General features: G+C 37.8%; 3 protein-coding genes. 2 read left to right on the forward strand and 1 reads right to left on the reverse strand.

Annotated elements, in window-relative coordinates; all coding sequences use genetic code 11:
- On the reverse strand, positions 1-990 hold a 990-nt coding region (locus tag QZ562_RS20960), incomplete at its 3' end, for a transposase (RefSeq protein ID WP_293764639.1).
- Between the two features lie 274 nt (positions 991-1,264).
- On the opposite strand from QZ562_RS20960, the gene QZ562_RS20965 reads away from it, so the two are divergent.
- Positions 1,265-1,708 carry an energy transducer TonB gene (locus QZ562_RS20965; protein WP_293764641.1) on the forward strand — a complete coding sequence of 148 codons (444 nt, stop codon included), beginning with the start codon at positions 1,265-1,267 and terminating at the stop codon, positions 1,706-1,708.
- A gap of 278 nt (positions 1,709-1,986) precedes the next feature.
- Positions 1,987-2,312 (forward strand): redoxin family protein (locus tag QZ562_RS20970; protein ID WP_293764643.1); only part of this gene is annotated, 326 nt, incomplete at its 3' end.

A 2,312-nucleotide genomic window follows, 5' to 3' on the forward strand; every position in this document is an offset into this window, starting at 1 on the left:
GGTCCACATTTTCTTTCCGCTTCGCTCAATGACAGGCGCAATACCTGCGTATTTTTGTAATTCAGCGGCATCATCATAACGATTTCTATTGCTGCCAAATGCAACTAATAAACGTGGTGAAAGTTGAGGGCCTGCCCCTGGTAAACTATCAAAAATGACTTTGTCAGGTTGTGCTTTATAGGCCAGTTTTATGGCTTTATCTAGCGTTTCAATACCCTTTAATAACACTTTAAACTGCTTGATGAGCACCTCTACCAACATTTGATTCGGCTCAATCACGCCGATGTCTCCGGTTAATGGCATGGCACTTTTTATGCTGGAAATACGTGCTTCATTGACATGAACATAATGTGAGTTATGGCTGTTAAAAAAATCTAAGAGCGTTTGTTTCTTTGCTCTTTTAGCATGAGCTAGTGAAGGCCATTTAGTGATGAAATCGCAAAATATAAACGTATCCTTTTCTTTAAACCATTCAAGTGCTTGAGGGTAATAATTTTTTAACGCAGCGGTTATTTTATTTGATAAATCCACATTGTCTTGCACTAAGCTTCGTCGATACTGAACCAGCTGGGCTAACGAACGTGTTGATGCTGATTCGGGTTCAATGACGGACAGTTTGTCCATGTGTAAGGTGAGAATTTCTACTTCCACAAAGGCATCTGAAGGGTCATCTTTTGCTCCACTTGGCGTAAAAGCTTTTCGGTATTTAGCCACTGTTGAGGGATTGACCGTAAATAGTGTGAGATGTTCATATTTGGTTAGGGCATAAATGAGGGGTCCTTTTTTTAGTTCACAGACCACCGCAATTTTCTGGTTAGGATAGCGCTTTTTAAGGTCCATTGCCCAATCGTGAAGTGCTTCGGGTTTGCTCTTAATAATTGAGTAGTGGTAGCTTTTGGAATAGAGCGGATGCTCACAGATATCATGCTTTTTATCAGCCCAATCAATACCAATCAACACAGCGAAATCATCAACATTATATGCTTTCATTTTGAAGCTCCTGAGCGTAAGGTTAAGAGTGAAATGTGCTTAAATCTCGTTTCTCGCAGGTCTTATAGATAGTCGTGGTAGGCGATCCCTGAGTATGCGTTTTGAAATGAGTTGCTCTGTTGGCTCGAACGTCTTGTTAGAAACATTAAGTGTTTGTTGCTCAATATTCGTAACCAACAGAAGCATGTTCCACTTATAATAATAGGATATAAATGTATTAAGTAAGTGGCTTGGTCGAACTATAAGTTGCTTAAATAAACTAAGGAAGGTTTAGATGAAATCTAAAATGATTAAGTTGTTATCAATTTTACCAATTACAATTGCTGCTAATGTCAGTGCAAATAACTTTGCGGATGTGAAGCTTACCCATATCAAACCAGAAAAATCTGGTGCTCAATGGATTAGAACTAAACAGTTTACTCCAATGTATCCAGTGGACCTTGCGATGAAAGGTATAACCGGTTGCGGCATATTTAAAGTAACTGTAGATAAAAATGGTAAAACAGATAACGTTGAACTAATTCGTTCAATACCCAAAAAAGTTATCTATAAACCTGCCAAGAAAGTTATAAATAAATGGAAATGGCAAAATATTTCTGGTCAACCTAATGCTACTGAAGAAAAACTTATTAGGTTAGATTTTTGTATGGGTGGTAAAACAGAAACCGAAGCAAAAGCGATATGTGCAGAGCAAGCAAATTTAGAATGTAATGTATAAGTCCACTTATTAATAGAGAGATATGAGGCAGTTTAAATATTTAATAATATAAATTGGTTTGTGTTATTGAATGAACAGATGTTAACAGACTATAAAACGATGATAGACAAATCAGACATCAAGAAATATTCTTATGGTTAGTATTTTGATGTTCATGTAAGCAATAAAGTATTGTACTTTTTCTGCCGCATAGCGGCTCTCACTGGCTTCGCCAGAGCGCCTAAAATCGGCATATGCAAAGCGTTACGTACTTTAACAATTGAGAGGACGATATAAATATGGGAATAGAACCTAACCTTAATGACAAAACTCAGTCAGCTAGCTTTCTTCAGATCGTAGAACCCGTTGAAGTTAAACGCCGAATGGCTTCGAGTGACACTTTTGTTGTGAATTTAGTAGCAGCATGGTGCCCAGATTGCACAGAAAGGCAAGAGCTTCATATAGACAACTTCGCACAGAAAATGAAGTCTCATGGAGTAGATGTACTTCAAGTTAATGTTCAGTTAGTGAGAGGAAATTTTATTGGCGCCGAACATGAACAAATTACCACTCAATTTGGCGGACACGGTTATCCAAGAACGGTGTTAATTAACCGTGGTAATGC

Origin of the sequence: uncultured Paraglaciecola sp. (assembly GCF_913058035.1) — a bacterium.
Taxonomy (GTDB): domain Bacteria; phylum Pseudomonadota; class Gammaproteobacteria; order Enterobacterales; family Alteromonadaceae; genus Paraglaciecola.

Bases quoted from the DNA above. Each gene is read 5' to 3' on its own strand.
- QZ562_RS20965 (WP_293764641.1), top strand. From the start codon at position 1,265: ATGAAATCTAAAATGATTAAGTTGTTATCAATTTTACCAATTACAATT.